The following is a 25679-nucleotide window of genomic DNA, read 5'->3' on the forward strand; positions in this document are numbered from 1 at the left end:
GTGATCCGCAGTACAGGTAATAATGCGGATAACGGGCAGGCGGACGAAAAGCATGCGCGTCATGGATGACGCGCATGAGCTTACAGGGATGTATTTACAGCGGCTTTTTGTTTTGCCCGTTATCAGCAGCTCCCCGGAACAAACAGGGCGCACAAAAAAATCAGGCCGGTTATCCGGCCTGTTCTGCATTTAAGCAATCGTCACTTTCTTATCGAGATACACATCCTGCACTGCATTAATCAGTGCCACCCCGTCTTTCATTGATTTCTTAAAGGCTTTACGGCCGAGGATCAACCCCATACCGCCGGCACGTTTGTTGATCACCGCTGTACGGACGGCATCCGCGAGGTCATTATTACCGGATGCACCGCCGGAGTTAATCAGCCCCGCACGGCCCATATAGCAGTTCGCCAGCTGATAACGGACCAGATCAATCGGGTTATCGGTGGTCAGTGTGCTGTAAACGCGTTCATCAGTATGGCTGAAACCGATAGCTTTAAAGCCGCCATTGTTCTCCGCCATCTTCTGTTTGACGATATCCGCGCCGATTGTCGCCGCAAGGTGGTTTGCCTGGCCGGTTAAATCCGCGCTGGCATGATAATCCACGCCATCTTTTTTGAATGCCGGGTTACGCAGGTAAGCCCACAATACCGTGACCATTCCCAGTTCATGTGCGCGTTCAAAGGCTGCTGAGATTTCCTCAATCTGACGGCGGGATTCAGGTGAACCGAAATAAATTGTCGCCCCGACTGCCACCGCACCCATTTCAAACGCCTGCTCAACACTGGCGTACAGTGTCTGATCATACTGCGCAGGCAGGCTGAGGGTTTCATTGTGGTTGATTTTGACGAGGAACGGGATGCGGTGTGCATAACGGCGGGCAACAGAAGCCAGTACGCCGTAAGTGGATGCCACACAGTTACAGCCCGCTTCGATAGCCAGCTCAACAATATTTTTCGGATCAAAATAGAGCGGATTGGCCGCAAAAGAGGCTGCGGCAGAGTGTTCAACACCCTGATCCACCGGCAGGATGGAAAGATAACCGGTTCCCGCCAGACGACCGTGATTAAACAGCGACTGCATAGAGCGCAGCACGGTATTCGGCCGGTTATTGTCAATCATCACGCGGGTGACGAAGTCATCGCCCGGCAGATAGAGATTGTCTTTGGGAATAGTGGTGCAGGTGTGTTCAAGAAGAGATGATGCATCATTGCCTAACAACTTAACGATATCAGTCATGGTATGTAAACTCCGATTCCTGTAGCGTGTTATAAAATTGTCACGGATTGTCGTGGATTGTGTTTAAGATAACAACCCGCAGTGTGGCGGTAACCGGCACTGGATCGCTTCAGGCAGCACGGAAAAGGTGAATTGCTGACCAGTCAGCGGTTCGCCGTCGAGATTAAACACCATCTCATGTGCCGCGCTGATGGTGATCCGCCTGCTGCTTTTCATAATAACGCCTTCCGCTTCACCGTCATTAAACAGGCTGTTCCAGAGTGAACGCGGCCAGTTACGTTCCGGCAGGATACTCAGGTTCAGCAGCCCGTCGTTGATCCGCGCATCCGGGCACAGCTTGTGTCCGCCGCCCGCCTGGCAGCCGTTGCCGACACCAATCACCAGTGCGTCATCCTGCCAGTGGAAATCATCACAGCTGATGGTGCAGTGATCGGCTTTCAGTAAATCGCTGCGGGTCAGTCCGTGGAGAAAATATGCGGCGCCGCCGAAGGTGCTTTTCAGCGCTTCCGGAGTATCGGTGGTGATTTTCGGGCCGAACCCGCCGGTGGCCATATTGATGAAATAGTGGGATTCATTGATGCAGCCGATATCAACAGTGATAGGACTGCCTTTGGCGGCCAGAAGCAGGGCTTTGGTTTTATCTGCCGGAATACCTGCCGCAGAGGCAAAATCATTAGCGGTGCCGAGCGGCAGAATGCCGAGAACAGGACGCTCCTCAGCCGGATATGACATCAGTGCGCTGCATACGGCATTAATTGTACCGTCGCCTCCTGCGGCAATCACGGTTGCTGCGTTCAGGTGGTGCGCTTCGCGGACAAAGCGCGGAATATCCTCCGCTTCCCATGTCACCCGCACCTGAATATCTTCACCGCTGTCCCGCAGGTAGCTGACAGCCTGACGAATACCATCATCACCGGCACGTTTTCCGTTAAGAATCACTATATGCGTTTCCGCCATATTACTCTCCGTGTTCAGATTTCGTCTTTTAAAGATAACAAACACAGAGGGATTCTGCCGGGAAAAAAAGGGCGGAGAAAAAGAGAAGGGCACAAAAAGAAAAGGTTGGCTCAAGGGAGATTGAGCCAACCAAGGAGGTGGTTCCTGGTATTACATGTTGCGTTTTAGTTCTTTATTTTCCTGTCCGATATTACGAAACAACGGAAATGATTGTTGTGATCGGATTCGAAAATTCAGAACTTTCCCGTTACAGGGCCGCAGCGTCGGTAAATTCCGGCATATGCGGATTACGGGTGCTGGTACCCTGTAAGTTACGGATCAGCAATGCAAATTCCAGGTTTACATCATCCGGTACCGGCAGATAAACAATATGACCGTTACCCGGTGCGACATCTGTGGCTTCCCCTTTGCGGTTATTCATGGCATCGAGGGTAAAGCTGATATTACCGTTTGGCGTCATCAGTTCCAGGCTGTCACCGACAGAGAATTTGTTTTTGGCATCCACTTCGGCCAGGCCGTTCACGCGGTTACCGGTAAATTCGCCGACAAACTGCTGGGAATCAGAAACAGAATAGCCGTACTCATAAGTCTGATAAGAATCATGGGTATGGCGGCGCAGGAACCCTTCGGTATAACCGCGGTGTGCCAGGCCTTCCAGCGTGGTCAGCAGTGACGGATCAAACGGTTTTCCGGCAACGGCATCATCAATAGCACGACGGTAAACCTGTGCGGTGCGGGCGCAGTAATAGAAGGATTTGGTACGGCCTTCGATTTTCAGGGAGTGAACACCCATCTGAGTCAGGTTTTCGACATGTTCGATAGCCCGCAGATCTTTGGAGTTCATAATATACGTGCCGTGCTCATCTTCGAACGCGGTCATATATTCACCGGGACGCTGTGCTTCCTCAATCAGGAATACTTTATCCGTCGGTGCGCCAACGCCGAGAGTCGGCTCAATATTTTTCACCGGGATAGGTTCCTGCTTGTGAACAATATTGCCGATCACATCTTCTTTGCCTTCTTCCACTTTATATTCCCAGCGGCAGGCATTGGTGCAGGTACCCTGGTTAGGGTCGCGTTTGTTAATGTAACCGGAAAGCAGGCAGCGGCCGGAGTAGGCCATGCACAGTGCGCCGTGGACAAAGACTTCCAGCTCCATATCAGGCACATTTTTGCGGATATCAGCGATTTCATCGAGGGACAGTTCACGGGACAGGATAACCCGGGTCAGACCCATCTGACGCCAGAATTTTACGGTTGCCCAGTTCACGGCGTTGGCCTGAACGGATAAATGAATATCCATCTGCGGAAAATGTTCGCGCACCATCATGATCAGACCGGGATCGGACATAATCAGGGCGTCCGGACCCATGGCAATCACCGGCTCCAGATCACGGATAAAAGTTTTCAGTTTGGCGTTATGCGGGGCAATATTCACCACGACATAGAATCTTTTACCCAGTTCATGGGCTTCCTGAATGCCTTTGGCGAGGTTTTCGTGGTTAAATTCGTTGTTACGGACACGCAGACTGTAACGCGGCTGTCCGGCATAAACTGCATCCGCACCGTAGGCGAACGCATAGCGCATATTCTTCAGCGAGCCTGCCGGAGAGAGTAATTCGGGTGTAAACATAATGTATTCCGATCTGAGTTCAAGTCAGAACCTTCCCCTGCGGGGGAGGCGTAATCAAGGCGATGGATTCTAGCGCGTCATCCGCCCGGTATCAAATGAATTACTGAAAATGGCATGAATATCGGATAACGATTTGATATAGTTTCGTTAAATTCAGTGACGCGGCGGAAAATCTCCGCTGCGTTATCATTTACTATAGTCTGTTACAGCGTGGATACATGGAAAAACGTCATATTGCAGTCTGGATTGGTCTGGTTCTTAACCTGATTTTCCTGGGAATTATTGCTTATATTCCGTCGGCACTTGAGCCGTACCGGGATCAGCTGGATTATCAGACACAACAACTGATCGAAGTCTTACCGTACGTGAAAATTCTGATGACCGGCGGGATCGCGGCACAGCTTATCAGTCTGGCATCTCTGCGTAACCAGCCGAAATTGGGTCTGATTTTCGCTATGATCGGCGGCATTATTTTTGTTCCGCTGGGCTTTATCTTTATCGTCGGTTATCTCTACGACTATAACCGCGTGGTTTACAGTTCACTGAAAAGTGTCCCGAAACTGGCGCAGTTACCGTTTGAGGTTCTGCTGAAATTCAATAAACAGCGTCAGGTCAGCATGGCTGCGATGTATGCGGTGCTCGGTGTGGTGCTGCTGGTTATCGGGATGGATTTCGGCGGTATCATGGTTGCGGTGGGGATTGTGCTGATGATTAACGCACGGCGTATCCAGTATTATCCGATGCTGGCGATTGTCGGTGATAATCTTCTGTTTACCCCGGGGCAGTATGCGGTCTGTTATGAAGCACCGCTGAGTGCATTCACCGTGATAACAGACAACCGTTCTGCACTGAAACTGCATATCAGAACCGCTGAACTGGATCGGACATTCCGTATTGCAAAAGCGGATTTATTACAGGATGAGCAAAATACGCTCGATAAAATCCTGGCGCGGCTGAAGCGTCCGTCCGTTATTCAGTAACCAGAAAAACAATAAACGGCGGATATTCCGCCGTTTTTTATCCCTGTCAGATAACAGCCGTCAGATAATGGTGGCGGCAATAATCTCAGCGGGGCCGCCTTCCCAGCGGTAGCCTAACCCGTACACCGAATGAATAAAATCGCGGTCACTTTCCAGCTGTCCGAGCTTGCGGCGCAGGTTTTTGATGTGGCTGTCGATGGTGCGGTCGGTCACCACGCGGTAATCATCGTACAGATTATCCAGCAACTGGTTACGGGACAGCACAGTGCCGGGGTGTGACACCATCGTGCGCAGCAGACGGAATTCGACCTGGGTGAGATCCAGACTCTGGGTCCCGAAACGCACCTGATAATTCACTTCATCAATAACCAGGGTGTCAGATTTATCCTCTGACGTTTCGTTACTGCGCTGACAGCGGCGCAGAATGGTTTTGATCCTTGCCACAACTTCACGCGGGCTGTAAGGCTTGCAGACATAATCATCCGCACCGATTTCCAGTCCCAGCAGGCGGTCAATCTCTTCCGTTTTCGCCGTCACCATCATGACGGGCACATCGCTGAACTGACGGATCTCACGGCAGAGTGTCAGGCCGTCTTTCTCCGGCAGCATCAGATCCAGCAAAATCAGATCCGGATGATGTGCCTTAACCCAGTCTGTCACTTCACCGCCGCGTGCCAGCCAGTGAGTACGGTAATGCGCGGCGTGCAGATAATCCGTCAGTAACTGAGCCAGTTTCGGCTCATCTTCCACAATAAGAATCAGTTCGGCATGTTGTTCCATGCGGTAAACTCCTGTCAGTCAGGGCGGGGCAGAGTCAGCGTAATCGTCACGCCGCCGAGCGGGGATGCGGATGCACTGATCTGCCCGTGATGCGCTTCCGCTATTTTATCACAGATCGCAAGGCCGAGCCCGGAGCCGCCGCTGGCACGGTTGCGGGAGGATTCACTGCGGTAGAAGCGTTCAAAAATCTGTGTGAACTGTTCTTCAGTCAGCCCCGGTGCACTGTCTGACCAGTCGATCCGGATCTGTGTTTCATCCTGCTGTCCGCGTACCATAATCTGCCCGCCACTGTCGGTATAACGCAGGCTGTTTTCCAGCAGATTATGGAACAACTGGCCGAGCCGCGCGTCATCGCCGAAAATCATCAGTGTGTCCGGCAGTTCAGTGGTCACGGTGAGATTTTTTTCCTGCAACCGGTGACGGAATACGCCGATGGAACGGCTGATCACATCGCTCAGGTTACATAACTCTTTACGGTAAGAGAGTGACCCGCTGTCGGATAATGAGAGCTGATGCAGGTCACTGACCAGTTTTGTCAGTGTCTGAACTTCCGCCAGCAGAGATGCGAGGGTTTCCGGTGTCGGCTGACGTATCCCGTCCTGAAGGGCTTCCAGTTCGCCCTGCAATACTGCCAGCGGAGTACGCAGTTCGTGTGACACATCCGCCATATAGTCGCGGCGCATCAGTTCATTTTTCTCCAGCGCGGAGGCGAGCTGATTAAAATCATTCGCCAGTTGTGCAATTTCATCCTTACCGTGAACCGGCACACGGCTGCTGAAATTGCCCGCTGCCAGCTGATGTGTGCCTTCTGCCAGCCGTTTGACGGGCCGAAGGAAACCGCGTGTCAGCAGCCAGGTCACCACCAGGGTGACCAGCAGCACCAGCGCCGACACTATCCAGCTGGTACGCGCCTGCTGATGTGAAAAACTCTGATCGGCAGCACGGTTGATATTATCATCTGCCGGCATCACCACCCAGCCGACAATATCGCCGTTATATCTGACCGGTTTGCGGTAGAGTTCACCCTGCGGTACCGGACCGTGTCCGAACAGACGCTGATCATCTTCACCCAGCAGCCAGAAACGCATTTTCCAGCCGCGCTCCATATGCTGCATATGACGGTCGGTATCCAGCGCCCGCAGTGCCTGCATAAATCCGCGCTGATTATTACGCAGAAAATACCAGCTGCCGTAATCGGCATATTGTTCAGCGACAACATCGGCGATCAGTTCTGTCCGGTCTTCAGCAGAGCGCTGGAGATAGCCGAGAAAGCCCTGCTCAAAACTGAAGCGGATAGCCAGATGCATGGTCAGTACCACCAGCATACAGGTGGCAAAAATGGCGAGAAACAGTTTGTGACCAATACCGGTTTTCATGTATTTCCCTCCGTGTTCAGAACAGGCTGCCCGGTTGATTCTCCGGTTTTTTTGCGGCGCAGCCGGTCAAAAAACAGGTAAATCACAGGGGTGGTATACAATGTCAGGATCTGGCTGACCAGCAACCCGCCGACCACCGTGATGCCGAGCGGCTGACGCAGTTCCGCTCCGTCACCGCTGCCGAATGCCAGCGGCAGTGCACCGAACAGGGCAGCCAGTGTGGTCATCAGGATCGGGCGGAAACGCAGAAGACAGGCCTGAAAAATCGCATCCCGCGCATTTTGCCCGCCGCGCTGGGCTGCAATGGCGAAGTCCACCATGATAATGGCGTTTTTCTTCACAATCCCGATCAGCAGCATGATACCTATCAGGGCAATCAGGCTGAACGGTGTATCAAAAAACTTCAGCGCAAGCAGTGCGCCGACGCCCGCGGAGGGCAGGGTGGATAAGATGGTCAGCGGATGAATAAAGCTTTCATACAGCATACCGAGCACCAGATACACGGTAATAACAGCGGCGATAATCAGCAGCACCTGGGACTGTAATGTCTCCTGAAATAACTGCGCGGTTCCGGCAAACGAACCGCGCACCCCGGACGGCACACCCAGCTCCACCATGGTACGTTCGACCGCAGTTACCGCATCCGACAGAGAATACCCCTGCGCCACGTCAAAGCCGATTGTTGACGCCGCTGACAGCCCCTGATGGTTTACACTCAGCGGCGCATTCGCCGGGCGCCATTGTGCAAAATATGCCAGCGGAACCGGTTGTCCCTCTTTATTGATAACAAACATCTTATCCAGCGCGCTGACATCCTGCGTATATTGCGGCGCAACTTCCATCACCACTTTGTACTGATTCAGCGGCTCATAAATCGTGGAGATCTGCCGCTGACCGAAGGCGTTATTGAGCAGGTTATTGGCATCATTCACGCTGATCCCGAGCTGCGCCATCACATCGCGGTCATAAGTCAGTGCCATCTCCGCGCCTTTGTCTTCTTTATCCGAGTTGACATCGGCCAGCTGCGGCAGTTCACCGAGCGCCTTGCGGATTTTAGGCTCCCATTCGCGCAGCAGGGATAAATCATCCGCCAGCAGAGAGTACTGATAACTGGAGTTGGACTGACGGCCGCCCGCCCGCACATCCTGCACCGGGATCAGAAACAGGTTGGCACCCGGTTCATCCGCGAGGGTCACACGCAGCCGGTTTATCACATCCTGGGCACTGTCTGTCCGCTCATCCAGCGGATTGAGGGAGATAAACATAAACCCGCTGTTCACCCGGCCGCCGCCGGTAAAACCGGTGACGCTGGCGACATCTTTATCACTGTGAATACGCTGCATAAAGGTGCGCATTTTCTGCTCCATCGACTGGAACGAAATGCTCTGGTCAGCGCGGACAAAGCCCAGCAGGCGCCCGGTATCCTGATCCGGGAAAAAGGTTTTTGGTACGGAGATATAGAGCCAGACCGCCAGGGCAATGGTGCCGGTGAAAATCAGCAGCACCCAGCGGCTGTGTGCCAGCACCACGGTCAGGCTGCGTCCGTACCATTGCTGAATACGGAACAGTATCCTGCCCGCGCCGCGTTTGCGCTCACGTGCCGGAGCCGCACGGTTTTTCAGCAGATAGGCGCATAGCATCGGGGTGAGTGTCAGAGAGATCACCAGCGAGATAGCAATCGCGGTGGTCAGCGTGATGGCGAACTCGCGGAATAACCGCCCGACAAGGCCATCCATCAGCAGCAGCGGGATAAACACCGCCACCAGGGAAATACTCATTGAAAGCACGGTGAAACCGACTTCGCTGACCCCTTTTAGCGCTGCTTCTTTGGGTTTCAGTCCGTTTTCAATATGACGGGCGATATTCTCCAGCACCACAATGGCATCATCCACCACAAAACCCGTAGCGACAGTCAGTGCCATCAGTGACAGGTTATTGAGACTGAACCCGCACAGGTACATGGCGCTGAAAGTACCGATAAGGGAGACTGGCACGGCCAGCGCCGGGATAATGGTGGCGCGGCCGGAGCGCAGAAACAGGAAGACCACCAGGATCACCAGGCCTACCGCAATGGTCAGGGCGCGCTCCACTTCTGTCAGTGAGGCACGGATGGTCGGTGTGCGATCCTGTGCGACCTGCATATCCACGCTGGCGGGAATGGCATCCTGTAATACCGGCAACTGTTCACGGATACGGGCTACGGTGGCGATAATATTGGCACCGGCTTCACGGCGGATCACCAGCAGAATAGCAGGTTTGCCGTTGCTCATCCCGGCCGCGCGGACGTTCTGTACCGAGTCTTTCACGGTGGCGACATCGGCCAGGCGTACTGCCGCGCCGTCATTGTAATGCACAATCAGCGGACGATAATCATCCGCGGTTTTCAGTTCGCTGTTACTGCCAATTTGCCAGCGGCGCTCATTGTCAGATACGGAACCCTGCGGGCGCAGCACGTTGGCATCAGCAATCGCCTTGCGTACGCTGTCGAGGGAAACACCCTGGTTAAACAGCTGTGACGGATTGAGTTCCACCCGCACGGCAGGCAGTGAACCGCCGCCGACAGAAACCTCGCTCACGCCTTCAATCTGCGACAGGCGCTGTGCCAGCCGGGTGGAGGCGATATCATAGAGTTTACCGGTATCGAGCGTGTCTGATGTCAGCGTCAGGATCATAATCGGCGCATCGGACGGGTTGGATTTATAGTAACGCGGCCGCGACGGCATCCCGGACGGCAGCAGGTTTTGTGCCGCATTCAGTGCCGCCTGCACATCGCGGGCGGCGCCGTTGATATCACGGTTAAGTTCAAATTCCAGGGTGATACTGGTGCTGCCGAGTGAACTGGATGATGTCATTTCTGACACCCCGGCTATCTGCCCGAGCGAGCGTTCCAGCGGCGTGGCGACAGACGATGCCATGGTTTCCGGTGATGCGCCCGGCAGTGACGCCGAGATATTGATCACCGGATAATCCACCTGCGGCAGCGGTGCCACCGGCAGAAACAGGAAGCTGATGGCCCCGCACAGCGTGATGGCGAGGCTTATCAGCGTCGTGGCCACCGGACGGGCGATAAACAGGGCGAACAGCCTCATGATGAGGCTCCTGTATTGTCGCTTTCCGGGGTAAACCGGGCGTGGTCGCGCCAGTGTGACAGGCGGTCAAACAGCAGGTAAATCACCGGAGTGGTAAAGAGGGTCAGGATCTGGCTCATAATCAGCCCGCCGACCATACAAACCCCCAGCGGCTGGCGCAGTTCGGCACCGACCCCGGTACTGAGCATCAGCGGCACCGCGCCGAACAGGGCGGCCATGGTGGTCATCAGGATCGGACGGAAACGCAGGAGACAGGCCTGATAGATAGCATCATACGGTGACAGTCCCTGTTCGCGTTCTGCGGCGAGGGCGAAGTCAATCATCATAATGGCGTTTTTCTTCACAATCCCGATCAGCAGAATAATACCGATAATCGCGATGACATCCAGTTCATTGCCCGCCATGATCAGCGCCAGCAGCGCACCGACCCCGGCAGTGGGCAGGGTGGAGAGGATGGTAATCGGGTGAATAAAACTTTCATACAGAATACCGAGCACAATGTACATTGCCACCACGGCGGCGAGGATCAGCCACAATGTGCCGGACAGGGCATTTTCAAAGGCGAGGGTCGCGCCCTGGAACTGGGTGGTGATATCTTTCGGCAGACCGATACGCTGCTCTGCTGATTTCACTGCGTTCACCGCTGCTTCCAGCGAACCACCCGCCGGGATATTAAAGGAGAAGGTGGCGGACGGGAACTGAGCCAGATGGTTAATGGCCAGCGGCCCGAAGCGCTGCGAAACAGTGGCAAACGCTGACAACGGCACGGAATTGTCGTCTTTGTTGGTCAGACGGATACTGCTGAGGGCATCCGCACCCGGTGTCAGCGCGGTATTATTCTCCAGCACCACCCGGTACTGGCTGGCCTGGGTATAAATCGTGGAGATCAGGCGCTGACCAAACGCATTGTACAGTGCGTTATCAATATTGGTCATGGTCAGCCCCAGTCGTGAGGCTGTGTCGCGATCGATATCAATATAGGCCACCAGCCCTTTGTTCTGCCAGTCATTACCGGTATCGGTCAGGGCATCGCTGCTCTCTAATTCTGTCATCAGACGCGGCACCCACAGATCCAGCTCCTCAAGGGAGTTTGCCTGTAAGGTGAACTGATATTGGGTGCGGGAAGTCTGGGTATCGATCGTCAGATCCTGGGATGGCTGGAGATACAGCTTCACGCCGGGCAGAGTATCTGCTTTTTCCTGTAACCGCGTGATGATAGCTTCCGCGCGGTCAGCCCGCTCAGACAGCGGTTTCAGCGTGATTTGCAGACGTCCGGTGTTCAGTGTGGCGTTGCTGCCGTCGATACCGGCAAATGCCGCGATATTCGCCACCGCCGGGTCATCCGCCAGCAGACGGCTGACCGCCTGCTGTTTCTCACTCATCGCCTGAAACGACACAGATTGCGGCGCTTCCAGCGTACCCTGGATAAGACCGTTATCCTGAACCGGGAAAAAGCCTTTCGGAATAAACAGATAAAGAATAACGGTGATCGCCATAGTGCTGAACGCAACGCCGAGCGTCAGCCACTGATGGCGCAATACCCATGTCAGCCAGCGGCCGTAACCGGCAATTACCCGCTCAAAAAAGCGTTCGGTGGCGAGGTTGAAGCGGTTATGGCGCTGTGCGGATTCCGGTTTCAGGAACCGGGCGCACATCATCGGTGTCAGCGTCAGGGATACCACGCCGGAAATCAGGATTGCCACGGCGAGGGTGATGGCAAATTCGCGGAACAGGCGGCCGACAATATCCCCCATAAATAACAGGGGAATTAACACGGCGATCAGCGAGAAGGTCAGCGAGATAATGGTAAAACCAATCTCACCGGCACCTTTCAGGGCAGCGGTCAGCGGTTTGTCACCTTTTTCCAGATAGCGGGCGATATTTTCCACCACCACAATCGCATCATCCACCACAAAGCCGGTGGCGATGGTCAGCGCCATCAGCGTCAGGTTATTGACGGAAAAGCCGCAGAAATACATCACCGCAAACGTACCGACCAGCGAGAGCGGCACGGCCACCCCCGGGATCAGCGTCGCGGCCATATTGCGCAGGAACAGGTACATCACCATGATCACCAGCGCGATTGCTAAGAACAATTCAAACTGCACATCTTTGACCGAGGCGCGGATAGCATCTGTCCGGTCAGTCAGAACCGTCACCGTCACGGATTCCGGCAGGGTCTCCACCAGTTCCGGGATCAGGGCGCGGATGGTATCGGTGGTGGCAATCACGTTCGCGCCGGGCTGGCGCTGCACATTAATCACGATGGCCTGTTTATCATTAACCCAGGCACCCAACTGCGTATTTTCCGGCCCCTCCTGTACAGTTGCCACATCGCGCAGACGAATCGGAGCGTTATTTTTGTAGCTGACAATCAGGTTCTGATAATCTTCCGCCGATTTCATCTGGTCGTTGGCGGACAGTGTCACAGAGCGTGCCGGGCCGTCGAGGCTCCCTTTGGCGGAGTTGACGTTGGCGTTATTAATCGCGGTGCGGATAGTTTCGCTGTCCAGCCCGTAAGCGGCAACCGCATTGGCATTCAGCTGAACCCGCACGGCAGGGCGCTGACCGCCCGCCAGTGTCACCAGTCCGACCCCCTCAACCTGTGAGATCTTCTGGGCGATGCGGTTTTCCACCATATCCTGTAACCGTGTCATCGGCATCGCATCGGAGGTGACAGCAAGGGTCAGCACCGGCGGATCGGCCGGGTTCACTTTGCTGTAAATCGGCGGATAAGGCAGATCATTCGGCAGCAGATTGGTGGCCGCATTGATGGACGCCTGCACTTCCTGCACCGCCACATCCAGCGGCAGAGAAAGCTGGAACATCAGGGTGATCACCGAAGCGCCGCCCGAGCTTTGCGATGACATCTGTTTCAGGCCGGACATCTGCCCGAACTGGCGTTCCAGCGGTGCGGTCACGGCGGAGGTCATCACATCCGGACTGGCGCCGGGATAGAGTGTCACTACGCGGATAGTCGGGTAATCCACTTCCGGCAGCGAAGAGACCGGCAGCATGCGGTAGCCGACAATCCCTGCCAGCAGAATCGCCAGCATAAACAGGCTGGTGGCAACCGGACGCAGGATAAACAGGCGGGACGGGCCGCCGGCACGGGTTTCAGGGTTGTTTCCGGACATCAGGCCTTATCTCCGGCTGCGGCTTTTTTCTGACCGGACACCACTTCCACCTGTGCGCCGTCGGTCAGACGGTCAATCCCGTCGGTTACCAGGGTATCACCGGTACTGACGCCGCTTTTGATCACCACGCGTTCCGGCGTCTGTAATTCCACATCCACAATCTGTTTGCGGACTTTATTGTCTGCCTCCAGAAGCCAGACATAATTGCCTTCTGTTCCCATCTGCAATGCGGCATTCGGGATCACCACAGCATTTTCCAGCTGCCCGACCTGCAACAGCACATTGACAAACTGATTCGGGAACAGCAGGTCGTCATCATTGGTAAACCGCGCTTTGGCTTTTACCGTACCGGTGGCGGCATCGATCTGGTTATCCAGTGTCAGCAGTTTGCCTTGTGCCAGCCGGATGCTGTTATCTTTGCTCAGTGCGGTGACCGCAAGATCCGGCAGGGTGCGCTGCGCCATACGGATCAGCGGGATATCATTTTCCGGGACGGTAAACAGCACATCGGCAGGTGCTGTCTGGTTGATCACCACCAGCGGCATAGCGGTTCCGGCAGTAATAAAGTTGCCGGTATCCACCTGACGCAGCCCCATTTTTCCGCTGATAGGCGCGGTGATACGGCTATAGGTCAGTTGCAGTTTCGCGCTGTCGATAGCGGCCTGATCCACCTTAATACCGGCTTCTGCCGATTTAACCAGCGCCTGCTGGGTATCGAGTTCCTGCTGTGAAATCACATGGGTGGCGGCGAGTTTCTGATAGCGGCTCAGGTCACGGCGGGCATTGGCGAGCGTGGCCTGATCTTTGGCTAATTGTCCCTGCGCCTGTGCCAGCTGGATCTCAAACGGACGCGGGTCAATAGTGAACAGCAGATCACCGGCATTCACTTTTTGCCCTTCCTCAAAATGAATCTGCATCAGCTGGCCTTCCACACGGCTGGTTACGGTGACGGAGTTGGCGGCCTGAACGGTACCGAGTGCAGATAATGTCCGCGGAATAGTCTCAGAAACAGCTTTCGCCACCTGAACCGGTGCCAGCGGCGGGCGGCCAGGGCGGTTACTGTTTTTACCTGCGGATGCGCCCGGTTTACCGGCAGCCGGCGGAGTGGCCGGTGCTGCAGAGTTAAAGTAATGATAGGTGCCGTAACCGGCTGCGCCCAGAAGGAGAACGGCAATCGTAATGCCTGTGCGTTTCTTTCTCTTTTGTACATTATTCATTATCGGATTACTCATCATTCCTTTTTACCCGGCGCTGGCCGGGGTACGCGTAAGGGCACAAAACAGCCTGAATTATGATGGTGATAGTGTACCGGTAAATCTGATCGTAAAAATGGAAGAATTGTGAAAATAACGTTGATACAGGTAAATATACGCGGTTTCAGCAGTGGTCGCTGTTTATGTCAGTCACTTTATCATCCCTTAAGGAAATATTACCGCCACGGTTTACTCAGTTTATGATGTACAGTAACATTACGCATTCTTAACAAGCTGATAATACGCACTATAATGATGAAAAACAGACTTATTCTTGTCTCTGCACTGCTGCTGTCCGGTTGTTCTTCCGTCTGGGTGGAAGTCCCGGGCGGCTCAGAATACACACGGGCAGAAGCAAATGCATTTTGTGAACCGGAATCACATAAGCTCTACCCGGTCAAAAATGAAGTAGCCCAGCGCAGTGTCATGCGGGATGTGGAGAAACGCTGCAAAAAGGATGATGACTGCGGTAACAGCAAAACCTATAAAGAGCAGACACCGGTAACGGAAAGTTATGTGATGGATGTGAATGAAGACAGCCGGAACCGTTATTTCTACAACTGTATGAAAACAAAAGGCTGGGATCGGGAAGACCGCTGGATGTGGGAATAACAGAGATTTCAGGGCAGATATTGCACTGCCCTGACCAAATATCACCGTTTATTTCTGTGATTTTTGCGCAAATTCCTGTTTGGCTTTCGCTAACTGCGCCTGAAATGCCGGGTCGGAATGCAATGTCGCGACAGCAGCTGATCCGACAATCCGCGCGGCATCCACGTCACTCTGCCAGTGATAGCCGCAAATGACACGGCTCTGTCCGAGCTGATAACCCCGTTCCAGAATCGCATCCTGATTTGCCGGGTTCACTTCTGCCAGCACTAATGCCGTTGCCCAGCCGATAGAGGTATGACCGGACGGGTAAGATCCGTTAGCGGAGAGTTTTTTCTGATCTTTGGTATTACAGGTTTCTGTGCCGTAAAACGCAAACGGCCGGATACGCATGTAATGCTCTTTGGCGGAGCGGGTGGCAAGATCACCGGCATCCTCAATCATATTAGTCAGCAGTTTATACAGCTCCGGAGAATCTTTTTCCGTTATCGGGTAACCGAATGCCCCTGAAAATGCAGTTGCTACCCCGCCGGCTGCCAGATCAGCATCTGCCTGTGCCTGTTTTCCGCGTTCGGTATTGCGCAGCATACGGCCTTTTTCATACATCGCCTGGTCATTTAAGAACAGAATACTGCCGACTTCCGGCGGCGGCGGCAGCAGCTTCAGGCTGTCGATAGCCTGTTCATTTTTCAGATAATATAAATCCGGCTTGGTGGTGGCATCGTTGCCCGCCGGGATCGCAGCCAGTGCGGAAAGGGAAAACAGTGAGAACAGACAACCGGCGATAATATTCTTCTTCATGACATCTCCTTATCAGATACAACAGTATTACTCAGAAACCTGTTTGCCAGTGTAGGGCGGAGAAATGCAAATTGATGTTAACTCTTTCAAAAAAGTGTGACGAAACAGACGGAAGACAGGTAAGTATTTTTGATGATGATTTTCAGATAATTTGATGAAAATAGAACGATTTTTGTTAACGAACTGATAAATAAGACCGGATTGATATCATTGAAAAAGATAACACACAGATATTATAAGAGAATATAAAGGGTCAGAGTTTGTTTCTGTCATCATATTATTAACAATTAAAGTGAATGAAATTTTCCGGTTTTCACCATCAATGAATGTTGCTGCTACCGCTTTGCGTATCACTGCGTATACTCACAATGAGTAAGATTCTCATTCAACGGGGGTATATTATGACAGGGGTAATCAACAGGCTGTTATCACACGACGATGCCGGGAAATTATTACTGCGGCTGGCAGTCGGCGGATTAATGTTGTTTCACGGTATCGGTAAATTACTCACCGGTGCAGCGGGGATAAAAGGGTTACTGGCCTCGTTCGGGTTACCGGAATTTATCGCTTACGGGACTTATTTAGGGGAAATCGTCGCACCGGTCTTTATTATTCTCGGTATTCTGACGCGGCCGTCCGCGCTGCTGGTTTCTTTCACCATGGTAGTTGCCTGGCTGATGATCGGCGTGAGCAAAACCTTTACGCTCGACCCGACAGGGGCATGGGCGATTGAAAGCCTGATGTACTTCTTTATCAGTGGTATTGCACTGGCCTTTATCGGTCCGGGGAAATATTCGGTGATGAAGAATCCGGCCTGGCGCTGATTCAGAAGACACCGGAGACAGAAAGAAAAAGGGCGGATAGTTATCCGCCCTTATCGTTTTACCGGTTTCGTTATGACTGCTGTGCCGCGACAGTTTTCATATTCTGCGTTTTACGCGCTGTCCAGCCTTTGTGAGCCAGCGGTAAGAAGCCGATAAGAATCGCCAGGACTGACACGCCCGCCACATAATACGCAGGTGCCATTGCACTTTTCTGTAACCAGGCGCCGGTCAGCATCGGGGTTAAGCCGCCGAATACCGCGTAAGCCATGTTGTAGGCAAAGGACAAGCCGGAGAAACGGATTGCCGGCGGAAATGCCCGGGTACTGATAATTGGCGTGGTGGCAATCGCACCGACAAAGAAGCCCATCACCGCATAGTTAATCACCAGTGATGCCGCTGCGATATCCGGTGACAGTGCACTGTAGAAGTGGAATGCGGTGATCGCTAATCCGCCCCAGGACAATGCCAGCGTCACACGGCTGCCGATCTTGTCTTCCAGCCAGCCCCAGAAAATACAGCCGAGGGTCAGTGTCAGTGTGGCGACACAGTTTGCCTGCAACGACAGTGTGCGATCAATACCGTACATCTTTTCCACCACAACAGACGGGGTCATCAGGATAATTACCACGATAGCGGTAGATAATGACCAGGTCAGCCCTGCGGTAACAAAACAGGCCATTTTGTGGTTTTTCAGGACGGTTTTCACCGGCATTTCTTCGGACAATGTCCGTTTTGCGGCCATTTCTTTAAAAATCGGCGTTTCCTGCAAAAAGCGGCGCAGATAAACAGAAATCAGGCCGAACACACCACCGAGGATAAACGGAATACGCCATGCCCATGCAGTCACTTCCGCCGCAGTATAAGAAGCCTGAACCGCGATAGCGACCAGCGAGCCGAGCAGGATACCGCCGGTGATCCCGGAGGTCAGTGTACCGACACCCAACCCGTAGCGCTGTTCCGGGGTGTGCTCCGCGATAAATACCCATGCACCCGGCATCTCACCGCCGATAGCCGCACCCTGTAAAATCCGCATCAGCAGTAACAGGACAGGTGCTGCCACACCGATGCTTTCATAGGTCGGCAGCATACCGATGACCAGCGTCGGAACGGCCATCAGGAAGATACTCAGGGTGAACATGCGCTTGCGGCCGATAATATCGCCGAAGTGCGCCATAATAATCCCGCCGAGCGGGCGCGCCAGGTAACCGGCGGCAAAAATTCCCAGCGTTTTCATCTGGGCGATAAACTCATTATCACCCGGGAAAAACAGGTGGGTTAGTGTACCGGTAAAAAACACAAATATGACAAAATCATAGAATTCAAGCGTGCCGCCGAGGGAAGATAATCCCAGTGTTTTATAATCGTTTTTATTTAATGGCCTTGCCTGAGGCTGACTTAATGGCGATGTGTCGGTTGTCATAATTATGTCCTTTTATTTACTCATTTATTCAATGACGGGGGTCGTGTCATTTTTTTTCTCATTTGTATTTCCCAAAAGAGAGGTAGCGGCAACACTATCCCGGTTATCTCAACGATAGCCGGAAATAAAAAACAGGAATTGTCTGTTACCGGAGGGTATGCTTTGTTATAGCAAGAAGTTCCGTATATTGTAAACAGCACCGGCAAAAACAAGATGTATATTCTTGTTGTGTGCCTTAAGTTGAAGTATTGAACTAAATATGATTTGTGTCACGGATGATAACGTTAAGGAATCAGGAATGACAGCATATTATGAAAACCGGGAGAGATAATCAGCGGAATAATTGAAGTTTCAGCCCTTATTATTATTTACCCGAAATACTGGTTTATAAAACAGGATTAATGATCTTATATGAATAAGGCTTATCAATATACTCATGAGTGAATAGCAGTAAATAAATATAAATAAGTGTGAGCGGCATGATGATTATTTCAAAGTAACAGCCCGGAATTGATCATATTCACCGGATATTGTCAGTCCGGCATCATAATCCACTGTGTTGTGGTGACGGCGAAGATACGGGAATACAGCGGAAAGAGATAAAAACGGCCACGGAGAGCAGAAGTAACACTTCTCTTTCCGTGGCCGCAGCCGGTTATCTGAGCAAAAATCAGACCAGGAACAGGGTGGCAAGACCTAAAAAGATGAAAAATCCGCCGGTATCGGTGATCGCGGTGATCATCACGCTGGCACCGAGTGCCGGGTCGCGGCCGAGCTTCATCATCGTCAGCGGGATCAGCACACCCATCATGGCGGCCATCAGCAGGTTAAGCACCATGGCCAGTGTCATCACAGCACCCATGGCAATATCACCGTAGAGCAGATACGTGACCACCCCCATAATCCCGCCCCAGACGACGCCGTTGATAAGGGCGACGCCCAGTTCACGCAGCATCAGGAAAGAGAAACTGCCGTGCTGGATCTGGTGCAGTGCCAGTGCACGGACAATCATCGTGATGGTCTGGTTACCGGTATTACCGCCGATACCGGCGACAATCGGCATCAGGGTGGCAAGTGCGACCAGCTGCGAGATAGTGTCTTCAAACACACCAATCACACGGGAGGCCACAAAGGCCGTACAGAGGTTAATTGCCAGCCACGCCCAGCGGTTTTTTACAGCCTGGCCGACAGGCGCAAACACATCCTCTTCAGGGCTTAACCCCCCCATACGACGGATGTTTTCCTCGCTTTCTTCGTTGAGGTTATCAACGATATCCTCAACGGTCAGACGTCCGAGCAGCCGCCCGTTATTATCGACGACGGCGGCGGAGATTAAGTCATAACGTTCGAACGCGCCGGAGGCATCTTCGCCTTTTTCATCCGGCAGGAAGGTGACCGGGCTGGTTTTCATCACATCAGAAACCAGTTTATCCGGTGACTGGGTCAGAATAGTGGTCAGCGGCAGCTCGCCCTGCAAAATATTATTGCTGTCGATAACAAAGATTTTATCCGTGGCTTCCGGAATATTACTGCGGTAGCGCAGAAAACGCTGAACCGTTTTCAGCGGGACATTGCCGCGCACGGTGACAAACTCAAAGTCCATCATCTGCCCGATACTGTCCGCCGGATACTGAAGAACCGTACGGATGCGGTTGCGCAGACTCGGTTCCAGATAGGTCAGCAGGCGGCGCATGGTATCGCGCGGCAGGTGCTCGGCGATGTAGGCCTGCTCATCCACATGCAGGGTGGCGACGGCACGCAGCAGTTCTTTGTCTGACATATCTTTAATCAGACTGTCCCACACGGAAACAGAGGCTTCCACCAGCACTTCCCCGCGCTGATGGTTATCAATCAGGTGCCAGAGCGCAAGACGCTCATCATAGGGCAGGGCTTCCAGCATATCCGCAAGGTCAGCGGCGTGGAGATCTGTCAGCAGATTTTTGACTAATTTTGATTTTGAATGCAGCTCATCATCACTGAGCCTGGCATGTTCATCGGCGGTGCCCAGAATGGTTTCCACAAACTGCGAGTCGTTGAGGAACAGAGGCAAAACCTGCTGACGAATGTGTGCCAGCCGCTGGGAATGCGGATTGACCGGTGATGAGTTATCAATGGAGAAACTGTGTTCAGACATGATTTTCCTTTACACATAAAACTTTAAACAAATAAGACTGGCCGGGGATTCTCCCTGTTAGACGTCTTCTTCTTTTATACCGAGGTGCCAGCCGGGCACATCATCCCAGTAAGCCTGCTCTTTTTCCAGATCAAGCTGCATTAATGTATTGATAGTCAGATAATGGCGCGGAAAAAACAGTGTCCAGTGTCCTTCGTTGGTTTCCAGGCGCAATGTTGCACGCTTGGTGGTGGACTGGCGCTGATTATTCAGTAATACCGCAAGGCGCAGGATCTGTATCAGGGGGATGACCTGTTTACGTTTAAACAGTGTGAACTTCGGGATATCGTCACTCTTTACTGCTTTGCGGTGATAACGCACCAGCGTGGCAAGCAGAAGCTGCTGCTCCTGAGTGAATCCCGGTAAATTGGTATTCTGCAGAATATAGGCCGAATGGCGGTGCAGGCCTGACAGGTTGATACTCAGCCCGACTTCGTGGAGCCAGACCGCCCAGACAAGAATCGCTTCCTGCTGCGGATCAACCAGGGACGGATTCTGCTCCGCCCATTGCCGGTACAGGTTTTTCATGGTGGTCAGGACACGCAGTACCTGGGCGTTGTCCACATTGTAATGTTCCACCAGACTTTGTGCGGTGCGCTGGCGGATATCCTGATGACGGAAACGGCCTTCCATCTCATACAGTACCCCTTCGCGCAGGGCACCGGCAGACAGACGCAGTTCCGTGATTTCCAGTGCGTCAAACAGACCGCATAAAATCGCCAGACCCGGCACAAACACTTTTTTGCGATCGTCAGACAGCCCCGGTAAATTCAGGGCATCAAACCGCTTATAACGCAGTACCTGTTTGACCAGCATTTCCAGACGGACAGGGGTGATAATACCGTCCCGTTCCCCCAGCTCACGCAGGATCTCACAAGCCGCCTTAATCGTACCGGAGGCGCCGAGACATACATCCCAGCCCTGCACACGGAAAGCAATGGCCAGGTTTTCCAGTTTGGAAACAGCCATCAGGCGGGCGCGGTTGAAACTGGCTTCGGTGATTTTGCCGTCCGGAAAAAACTGGCGGCTGAAACTGACACAGCCCATACGGCGGCTTTCAATCAAAATCGGCTCAAAACGTTCGCCGATCACCAGCTCCGTCGAGCCGCCGCCGATATCTATTACCAGTTTGCGGCCTTTTTCCGGCTGTGTGTGTTCAACGCCCATAAAAATCAGGCGCGCTTCCTCGTGACCGGAAATAATTTCAATCGGGTAGGGGATCACTGCCGCAGCACGTTCGACAAACTCATGCGCGTTGACTGCCTCACGCAGACTGTGCGTCCCGACAATCGTAACCTGCGCAGCGGGAAAGCCCTGAAGACGTTCGGCAAACAGCGCCAGACAGGCCAGCCCGCGCGCCATGGCGTCTTCACTCAGTTCATTCTGATCATTTAAACCTTCAGCCAGATACACCCGCTGCTTCAGGCGGCTGAGAACCTGGAGTGCACCGTTGACAATACGGGCAATTACCATATGAAAGCTGTTTGACCCGAGGTCGATGGCTGCAATTTCCAGCGGACGATCTTTTTCAGTGATCAGTGATAATGGCATGCACGGGCCTTTTAGTTATCCGGTTGTTCCAGGGAACGAATGTAGTCATAAACCGCCATCTGCGAGCGGACTTTCCGCTTGTTGCCGCGCGGCACATAATGGTTGGACATCTCTTTATCGAGATAACGTGCCTTCTCATTATCACTGAACTGAATATCCAGAATATCGAGCACCCGGCGGCGCAGTACCGGGTCGAGCAGGCGCACAGCCACTTCAATCCGGTAATCGATATTGCGGGTCATCCAGTCAGCAGAGGAGAGATAGACTTTTTCATCCCCTTTGTTGGTGAACACATACACCCTGTCATGCTCCAGGAAACGGTCAACGATACTGGTCACCTGGATATTCTCACTGTACGGCACCTGTCCCGGTACCAGTGCGCACATTCCGCGCACCAGCAGACGGATTTTCACCCCGGCTTCGGAGGCATCATACAGACGCTCACTCAGTTGCTTATCTACCAGGTTGTTGATTTTCAGCGTGATTCCGGCATCATAACCGGCCAGTGCATTGGCAATTTCATCATCAATCAGCTGATTCAGCATCGCCCGTGAATTCTGCGGGGACACCATCAGGTTATCAAACGTGACCGGCCGGTACGGGTTTTCAATAAAGTTGAACACACGCCGGACTTCATTGGTGATCTCTTCATTGGCGGTCAGCAGTGAATAGTCCGTGTAGATACGCGCGGTTTTTTCGTTGAAGTTACCGGTGCCGATATGGGCGTAACGGCGGATCACATCCCCGTCTTCCAGCCGCGAGATAATAAACAGCTTGGCGTGGATTTTCAGCCCCGGTGCGGAGAAAATAACATGTACGCCGGCTGCCGTCAGGTGCCGCGCCCAGTGAATATTCGCTTCTTCATCAAAACGCGCCTGTAATTCCACCACCACGGTCACTTTTTTGCCGTTGTGCGCCGCGTGGATCATGGAATCGATAATGCGGGAATCCTTGGCGACACGGTAGATATTCATCTTGATGGAAATCACGCTCGGGTCAAAAGAGGCCTGACGCAGCAGTTCCAGCACATGTTCAAATGTGTGATACGGATAATAGAGCAGCACATCCCGCTCACGGATAGCATCAAACCCGTTACGGTGATGATCAAACCAGACATGACGCAGACGCGGCAGCGGCTTGTTTAATAAATTCTTATTACCTTCATTCGGGAAGCGGATGAAGTCTTTAAAGTTATGATAGCGCCCGCCTGCAATCACGGAGTCATCATTGGTCAGGCCGAGTTTTTCGCGCAGCAATGTCACCATTTCATCCGGCATATCGCGCTGATAAACAAAGCGCACCGGCTCGGCGGTCAGACGCTGTTTCAGCGTGGAAGACATCATCTCGAGCATCCCGGATTCCATTTCGGTGGCGAGGTCATACTCCGCATCACGCGTCATTTTCATGGAATAGGCATTGAGGGCATCGAAATCAAAAAAGCCCTTGAAGATTTCATCCAGACAGTAGCGCAGGATATTGTCGATAAGGATCATCGACTGGCGGCGGCGGCCGTTTTCTGTCGGCAGATTGACAAACCGCGGCACTTTATCGGACGGAATTTCCAGCAGCGCATAGCGGGTCTCACGACCGGATTTGACAATCTCAACCACCAGATAGGTGTAATCATCTTTGAGGAACTCGACCAGATCGGTGCTGGTCTGGATCATAATCGGCGTGATGTGCTGGCGCAGATGCTGGCGGAAATACTGACGCAGCCAGATTTGCTGCTTCGGCGAAATCTGACGTTCGTTGATCAGGAAAATCTGATTACGGGCCATTTCCAGCAGCAGGTCGTTATACAGGGTATCAAATGCCTGATCCTGTTTTGCCACTTTGTTTTCAATTTTACGCAGCAGATGACGACCGCTGGCTCCGGAACCGCGTTGTTCCTCATTAATCAGGATGCGGCGTTTCACATCCGCATAGCGGACTTTGTAAAACTCATCCAGGTTATTTGAGTAAATGCCCAGAAAACGCATACGCTCGATCAGCGGGTTGCGTTTGTCGGCGGCCTCCTGAAGAACCCGTTCGTTGAACGACAGCCAACTGAGTTCTTTTTCCATATAGAGCCTATCTTGGGACATTGTTACTCCGGAACGGGTTACGCTGAATCTGGGTTGAACACAGTGTACAGTTTACTAAAAAAACATTACAGGTTTTGCTTTACGCGGGCATTTTTTTCAACGTAGCTTTCCGCATCCGCTGATTTATTTTTCATCACCAGATATTCCGGCTGAAAAATACACATACGGATCGCGGTGCGGTATTCTCCGTTGACAAAAAACTCATCAATTAACTGACCTTCGGTATGGAAGCCGAGCTTTTTATAAATATGGATCGCTTTTTCATTCTCCACATCCACAATCAGATACAGTTTATATAAGTTGAGAACAGAAAACGCATAATCCATGGCAAGACGGGCAGCGCGCGAGGCAAATCCGTGTCCCTGATGTGCAGGGGCGATAATGATCTGAAATTCAGCGCGGCGGTGCACATGATTGATTTCCACCAGTTCCACCAGCCCGACTTTGGTGCCGTCGCTTTCGACAATAAAACGGCGTTCTGATTGATCATGAATATGTTTGTCGTATAAATCACTTAATTCAATGAAAGCTTCATACGGCTCCTCAAACCAATAACGCATAATGCTGGCGTTATTATCCATCTGATGAACAAACGCTAAATCTTCACGCTCAAGCGGGCGCAGTTTTACAGGCGGAACAGCAGTGCCACCGGACATAAATCACCTCAGTATTGATTGTATTTTCTTGTTCAGTGTAACACATAACAGAAACGGAATTATCCGGGGATCGGCTTTTCCGCGTCATTACTGGGGCGGGCGTGTAAAATTATGACAATTACCTGTTATTTGAGTACCGGCCACTGCTGACTGATGATAAAGTATGTGACAATACGCAGATGACTAATAAATACCGGATATTCCCATGAACCCGACAAAAGTGTGCCGCACCCGTCTTAATGCGCTTACCGACCTGCCGAATATCGGTGAGGCGATGGCGGAAGATCTGCGTCTGCTGGGATATGAAACACCGCAGGATATTACCGGTTCAGACCCGGTCATTATGTATGAAATGCTCTGCGCGGTAACCGGTGTCCGTCAGGACCCCTGTGTCATTGATGTATTCTGGTCAGTCACTGATTTTCTGGCCGGACAACCGGCACAGCCGTGGTGGAATTATACCGGACAGCGCAAAGCGTATCTTAATGATATGGCGAAACTGCGGTAGTTATGAATTAACCTGGCTGATAATACAGTTAATCGTCATAAGCGCAGTACACAGGCTGGGCGAATGCGCTTTCGCTCTGTCAATATCCCAGCTTTCCTGAACAAAACGGGTCAGAAGCGTATTGTAAGACAGCCCGACTTTTGAGGCTGCCCCTTTTTTGGGCGGAATACCTTTGCGTATATCCGCATTTTTGGACAGCTTCGCCAGGTTGATTATTTTCTCTTTCGGATCGAGTAAATCATCCGGTGACCGGCAAAGTTTATCGCCTGAAATATTCAGAAATGTACTCAATCCTTCACGATCAGCCAGAATCCAGCTTTCGATTTCCCGGACAGGAATAATAATGTCCAGGCTTTTGCTTTTATTTTTTATCTCTTTTTCTATTGAGGATCGGAATTTGTTAATATCGGTTTGTGAATCTGAATCAAAAACAACCAGTACATTATGAAGGTAAGATAATTCATTGAATTTATGAATGTTCTTTTTCAGATAACCACAGCCTTGCTTCCCTAATTTAAATGGGATATCGATGCCGCTGACAGAAGAGAGTATTTTGACCATAACTTCTTCTGTTAAAATATCTTCTGTCGCGATCGAAATTTTCATTCA

19 protein-coding genes are annotated in these 25679 nt (G+C 52.4%); 4 read left to right on the forward strand and 15 right to left on the reverse strand.

The window, feature by feature from the left end; genetic code table 11:
• Positions 1-189 precede the first annotated feature (189 nt).
• The 3 genes from fbaB to yegQ all read right to left on the reverse strand — a co-directional run bounded on the left by fbaB (position 190) and on the right by yegQ (position 3829).
• Positions 190-1239, reverse strand: coding sequence for a class I fructose-bisphosphate aldolase (gene fbaB / locus R5268_RS11605; protein ID WP_004235228.1), 1050 nt, complete (start codon positions 1237-1239; stop codon positions 190-192).
• Positions 1240-1302: 63 nt separating this feature from the next.
• Positions 1303-2196: a lipid kinase YegS gene (gene yegS, locus R5268_RS11610; RefSeq protein ID WP_317419379.1), complete on the reverse strand. Its 894-nt coding sequence runs from the start codon at positions 2194-2196 to the stop codon at positions 1303-1305.
• 247 nt (positions 2197-2443) lie between these two features.
• Positions 2444-3829 (reverse strand): tRNA 5-hydroxyuridine modification protein YegQ, encoded by a 1386-nt coding sequence (gene yegQ, locus R5268_RS11615; protein ID WP_317419380.1) that lies wholly within the window; start codon positions 3827-3829, stop codon positions 2444-2446.
• A 218-nt stretch (positions 3830-4047) separates the two neighbouring features.
• Here yegQ and R5268_RS11620 point away from each other — a divergent pair, with 218 nt between their 5' ends.
• Positions 4048-4809 (forward strand): hypothetical protein, encoded by a 762-nt coding sequence (locus R5268_RS11620; protein WP_166708082.1) that lies wholly within the window; start codon positions 4048-4050, stop codon positions 4807-4809.
• A gap of 60 nt (positions 4810-4869) precedes the next feature.
• Here the strand turns inward: R5268_RS11620 and baeR are convergent, their stop codons facing one another.
• The 5 genes from baeR to R5268_RS11645 are packed head-to-tail and all read right to left on the reverse strand — an operon-like array spanning position 4870 to position 14408.
• A complete protein-coding gene (baeR, locus tag R5268_RS11625) occupies positions 4870-5589 on the reverse strand; it encodes a two-component system response regulator BaeR (protein WP_046893277.1) in 720 nt (239 codons plus the stop codon).
• 14 nt (positions 5590-5603) lie between these two features.
• Positions 5604-6965, reverse strand: coding sequence for a two-component system sensor histidine kinase BaeS (baeS, locus tag R5268_RS11630; RefSeq protein WP_317419381.1), 1362 nt, complete (start codon positions 6963-6965; stop codon positions 5604-5606).
• A complete protein-coding gene (mdtC, locus tag R5268_RS11635) occupies positions 6962-10054 on the reverse strand; it encodes a multidrug efflux RND transporter permease subunit MdtC (protein ID WP_317419382.1) in 3093 nt (1030 codons plus the stop codon). Before mdtC ends, baeS begins: the two co-directional genes overlap by 4 nt.
• Positions 10051-13191 (reverse strand): MdtB/MuxB family multidrug efflux RND transporter permease subunit, encoded by a 3141-nt coding sequence (locus R5268_RS11640; RefSeq protein WP_317419383.1) that lies wholly within the window; start codon positions 13189-13191, stop codon positions 10051-10053. The genes mdtC and R5268_RS11640 overlap by 4 nt, the downstream gene beginning before the upstream one ends.
• A complete protein-coding gene (locus tag R5268_RS11645) occupies positions 13191-14408 on the reverse strand; it encodes an MdtA/MuxA family multidrug efflux RND transporter periplasmic adaptor subunit (RefSeq protein ID WP_218426240.1) in 1218 nt (405 codons plus the stop codon). Before R5268_RS11645 ends, R5268_RS11640 begins: the two co-directional genes overlap by 1 nt.
• A 288-nt stretch (positions 14409-14696) precedes the next feature.
• Between R5268_RS11645 and R5268_RS11650 the strand changes: the two genes are divergently transcribed.
• On the forward strand, positions 14697-15056 hold the full coding sequence (locus R5268_RS11650) for a hypothetical protein (protein WP_004239914.1): 360 nt from the start codon (positions 14697-14699) through the stop codon (positions 15054-15056).
• A 48-nt stretch (positions 15057-15104) separates the two neighbouring features.
• Here R5268_RS11650 and phoC read toward each other — a convergent pair whose 3' ends face one another.
• The gene (phoC, locus tag R5268_RS11655; RefSeq protein WP_046893272.1) at positions 15105-15854 is read right to left on the reverse strand and encodes an acid phosphatase PhoC; all 750 of its coding nucleotides are present in this window, start codon (positions 15852-15854) and stop codon (positions 15105-15107) included.
• Between the two features lie 401 nt (positions 15855-16255).
• Here phoC and R5268_RS11660 point away from each other — a divergent pair, with 401 nt between their 5' ends.
• A complete protein-coding gene (locus R5268_RS11660; RefSeq protein ID WP_317419384.1) occupies positions 16256-16678 on the forward strand; it encodes a DoxX family protein in 423 nt (140 codons plus the stop codon).
• A 70-nt stretch (positions 16679-16748) separates the two neighbouring features.
• On the opposite strand, the gene R5268_RS11665 is transcribed toward R5268_RS11660, so the two are convergent.
• The 5 genes from R5268_RS11665 to speG all read right to left on the reverse strand — a co-directional run bounded on the left by R5268_RS11665 (position 16749) and on the right by speG (position 24562).
• Entirely contained in the window at positions 16749-18098 is a 1350-nt protein-coding gene (locus tag R5268_RS11665) for an MFS transporter (RefSeq protein ID WP_054424029.1), read from the reverse strand.
• A 670-nt stretch (positions 18099-18768) separates the two neighbouring features.
• Positions 18769-20232 carry a magnesium transporter gene (gene mgtE / locus R5268_RS11670; protein WP_166708076.1) on the reverse strand — a complete coding sequence of 488 codons (1464 nt, stop codon included), beginning with the start codon at positions 20230-20232 and terminating at the stop codon, positions 18769-18771.
• 57 nt (positions 20233-20289) lie between these two features.
• Positions 20290-21822, reverse strand: a complete 1533-nt coding sequence (ppx, locus tag R5268_RS11675) for an exopolyphosphatase (protein WP_317419385.1) — start codon at positions 21820-21822, stop codon at positions 20290-20292.
• A gap of 11 nt (positions 21823-21833) precedes the next feature.
• Complete coding sequence (gene ppk1 / locus R5268_RS11680) at positions 21834-23906, reverse strand: polyphosphate kinase 1 (RefSeq protein ID WP_107678855.1); 2073 nt, start codon at positions 23904-23906, stop codon at positions 21834-21836.
• A gap of 65 nt (positions 23907-23971) precedes the next feature.
• Positions 23972-24562, reverse strand: a complete 591-nt coding sequence (gene speG, locus R5268_RS11685; protein ID WP_046893266.1) for a spermidine N1-acetyltransferase — start codon at positions 24560-24562, stop codon at positions 23972-23974.
• A 205-nt stretch (positions 24563-24767) separates the two neighbouring features.
• Between speG and R5268_RS11690 the strand changes: the two genes are divergently transcribed.
• Complete coding sequence (locus R5268_RS11690) at positions 24768-25070, forward strand: helix-hairpin-helix domain-containing protein (protein ID WP_218426238.1); 303 nt, start codon at positions 24768-24770, stop codon at positions 25068-25070.
• On the opposite strand, the gene R5268_RS11695 is transcribed toward R5268_RS11690, so the two are convergent.
• A complete protein-coding gene (locus R5268_RS11695) occupies positions 25071-25676 on the reverse strand; it encodes a DUF4276 family protein (protein ID WP_182106790.1) in 606 nt (201 codons plus the stop codon).
• Positions 25677-25679: the final 3 nt, after the last annotated feature.

This window comes from Morganella sp. BCCO 40_0007, from assembly GCF_032989665.1.
GTDB classification, from domain to species: domain Bacteria; phylum Pseudomonadota; class Gammaproteobacteria; order Enterobacterales; family Enterobacteriaceae; genus Morganella; species Morganella sibonii.